The following is a 3,057-nucleotide window of genomic DNA, read 5'->3' on the forward strand; positions in this document are numbered from 1 at the left end:
CTCCTCGGGCACGGCCGCCGCGAAGAAGGAAGCTCTGGAAGCGGTCGGCGTCAAGGTCGGCACCACCCCCAGCGAAGCGGCCCGGATGGTGCGTACCGTCCTGGTCGGAGCGTCCCACGGAGAGGAGGCGGGCGCCCTCTCCGAGACGGCGCCCACAGCGCGATGACGGCGATGCTCAAGCCCGGCACCGACTGGGCGACCCTGTACACCCGCTGCCGCGAGGAGGCCCCGGAGGCCTTCGGACCCGACCGGACGCACAACCACTGGGGCGGCCGGTGGCGCGCCGACGGCGAGCCCCGGACCGCGTACTCGCCCGTGGACGGCTCGGAGATCGCGGGCCCGCCCATGCTCGACGGCGCCACCGCGGCCCGCGCGGTCGCCGGGGCGGCCGAGGACCACCGCCGCTGGAGCGCGCTGCCCCTGGCCGAGCGCCGGGAGCGGGTCCGCGCCGCGGTCCGGGCCTGGGAGCGGCACCGCGACACCCTGGCCCTGGCCCTGGTCTGGGAGATCGGCAAGCCCTGGCGGCTGGCCCGCCAGGACGTGGACCGGGCGATCTCGGGGGTCGAGTGGTACCTGGACGGCGTCGAGCCCATGCTGGAGGGCCGCCTGCCCCTGGACGGCCCGGTCAGCAACATCGCGAGCTGGAACTACCCGATGAGCGTGCTGGCGCACGCGATGTGCGTCCAGGCGCTGGCGGGCAACGGCGTGATCGCCAAGACCCCCACCGACGGCGGGCTGGTCTGCCTGACCCTGGCCGTGGCCCTGGCGGTCCGCGAGGGCCTGCCGTTCACGCTGGTCAGCGGAGGCGGCCGCGACCTCTCCCCGGCGCTGGTGCGCGGGCCCGAGATCGGCTGCGTGTCCTTCGTGGGCGGACGGGACACCGGCGGCCGGGTGGCGGCCGACCTCGCCGACCTGGGGCGACCGCACGTCCTGGAGCAGGAGGGGCTCAACTGCTGGGGCGTGTGGGAGTTCGAGGACTGGGAGACCCTCTCCGGGCAGATCCGCAGGACCTTCGACTACGCCAAGCAGCGCTGCACCGCCTACCCCCGGTTCGTCGTGCAGCGCTCCCGCTTCGACGCCTTCCTCGACGCCTACCTCACGGCGGTCCGGGCGGTGCGCTTCGGCCACCCCCTGGCCGTGGAGTCGGCCGGGGACGGCCTGCCCGAGCTGGACTTCGGCCCGGTGATCAACGCGGCCAAGGCCAAGGAGCTGACCGACCGTGTGGCCGAGGCCGTCGCGGGCGGGGCCGTGCCGCTGTACCGCGGCGGGTTGGAGGACGCCCTCCTGCTGCCGGGCCAGAACACCGACGCCTACGTGGCCCCGGTGGCCCTGTTGGAGCCGCCGCGCTCCTCGCCGCTCTTCCACGCCGAGCCCTTCGGCCCGGTCGACTCGATCGTGCTGGTGGACACCGAGGCCGAGCTGCTGGCCGCCATGAACGCCAGCAACGGCGCCCTGGTCGCCACGGTCTCGTGCGACGACACCGACACGGCCGCGCGCCTGGCCGCCGGGGTGCGCGCCTTCAAGGTCGGCGTCAACCGGCCGCGCTCGCGCGGGGACCGCGAGGAGCTGTTCGGCGGCTGGGGCGACTCCTGGCGGGGCGCCTTCGTCGGTGGTGAGCTGCTGGTCCACGCGGTCACGAGGGGACCGGCGGCCGAGCGCCCACCCGGCAACTTCCCGCACTACACCCTGCGCCCCGAGGGGCGCGTCTAGGGAGAGGCGCGGTCTTCCGGGGACCGGCGGCTCCCCGGAAGACCGTCTTCCTCAGACAGCGACCAGGCGGTGTCCTTCCGCTCGCCCGTCAGCTCAGCTGTGGCCCAGGCGCGCTCCTCCTCCGTGAAGGTGCCGTACTCCTCCTGGTAGTCAGCGAGATCCTGGGCGATCAGGTCGCCGCGCAACCGGTGCTCGACCTCTTCGGCGGCGTGGGCGGAGAGCCCTCGCCTTCCGGTGACGGCGCGCACAGCGCCGACGGTGTCCTCGGGGAGCGACGGGCTCGTCCAAAACGAGGAACCGCTGCCCACGGGAAGCCCGTTTTCAGTCATGCGGCAAGTGTGCCAAAGCGAAGGGGAGCTGGATTCGGTTCTTCGGGGACCGGATGTCGGGAGCGGTCGGTGCAGGGGGCTGGAGCGCACCGGCCGCTCCCGCGTCTACCGACCCGGACCGCGGACGCCTCCCGTGGCCGCCGAAGGCGCGGTGTGCGCCTTCTTCAGGAGGATCCGGTGCCGTCCGGCGTAGACGTTCATGGAGGTTCCCCGGAGGAAGCCGACCAGGGTGATGCCCGCCTCCGCGGCGAGGTCGACGGCCAGGGACGAGGGCGCGGAGACGGCGGCCATCATCGGGATGCCGGCCATCCACGCCTTCTGGACCAGCTCGAAGGAGGCGCGTCCCGAGACCATCAGCACCGTCTCGCGCAGCGGGAGCCGTCCGGAGCGCAGCGCCCAGCCGACCAGCTTGTCCACCGCGTTGTGGCGGCCCACGTCCTCGCGCAGCGCCAGCAGTTCGCCGTCGGCGGTGAACAGCCCGGCGGCGTGCAGGGCGCCGGTGCGCTCGAACACCCGCTGCGCCTCGCGCAGCCGGTCGGGCAGCGAGGTCAGGACGTCCGTGTCGACGCGCAGCCCGTCCCCGTCCACCGGCCACACGGCCTGGGTGCGCACGGCCTCCAGGCTCGCCTTGCCGCACAGGCCGCACGAGGACGTGGTGTAGAAGTTGCGCTCCAGGGAGGTGTCCGGGCGGGGGACACCCGGGGCCAGGGACACGTCGAGCACGTTGTAGGTGTTCGAACCGTCCTCGGTGGCCCCGGCGCAGTAGCGGATCGCGGTGACCTCCTCGCCGCGGGAGACCACGCCCTCGCTCACCAGGAACCCCGCGGCCAGGTCGAAGTCGTTGCCGGGGGTGCGCATGGTGACGCTCAGCGGGTCCCCGTCCAGCCTGATCTCCAGGGGCTCCTCGACGACCAGCGTGTCCACGCGCTCGGTCGCGGACCCGTCCCTGATCCGGAGCACCTTCTCCCGGACCGTGACCCGTCCCATCCACTCCACCGCCTTCCGGTGTACCTCTGTC

3 protein-coding genes and 1 pseudogene are annotated in these 3,057 nt (G+C 73.6%); 2 read left to right on the forward strand and 2 right to left on the reverse strand.

Annotated elements, in window-relative coordinates; all coding sequences use genetic code 11:
- Positions 1-166 (forward strand): annotated as a pseudogene (locus tag ACSIH6_RS39150) (succinate--CoA ligase subunit alpha); the annotation flags it as partial.
- Positions 163-1,710 (forward strand): aldehyde dehydrogenase family protein, encoded by a 1,548-nt coding sequence (locus ACSIH6_RS39155; RefSeq protein ID WP_435113913.1) that lies wholly within the window; start codon positions 163-165, stop codon positions 1,708-1,710. The pseudogene ACSIH6_RS39150 and the gene ACSIH6_RS39155, both read left to right, overlap by 4 nt.
- Here the strand turns inward: ACSIH6_RS39155 and ACSIH6_RS39160 are convergent.
- Positions 1,707-2,039, reverse strand: coding sequence for a hypothetical protein (locus ACSIH6_RS39160; protein ID WP_435113915.1), 333 nt, complete (start codon positions 2,037-2,039; stop codon positions 1,707-1,709). The two genes, ACSIH6_RS39155 and ACSIH6_RS39160, sit on opposite strands and share 4 nt — an antisense overlap.
- Positions 2,040-2,144: 105 nt before the next feature.
- Complete coding sequence (gene fdhD / locus ACSIH6_RS39165) at positions 2,145-3,026, reverse strand: formate dehydrogenase accessory sulfurtransferase FdhD (RefSeq protein WP_435113917.1); 882 nt, start codon at positions 3,024-3,026, stop codon at positions 2,145-2,147.
- Between the last annotated feature and the right edge of the window lie 31 nt (positions 3,027-3,057).

Origin of the sequence: Nocardiopsis synnemataformans (assembly GCF_965343085.1) — a bacterium.
GTDB lineage: Bacteria > Actinomycetota > Actinomycetes > Streptosporangiales > Streptosporangiaceae > Nocardiopsis > Nocardiopsis alborubida.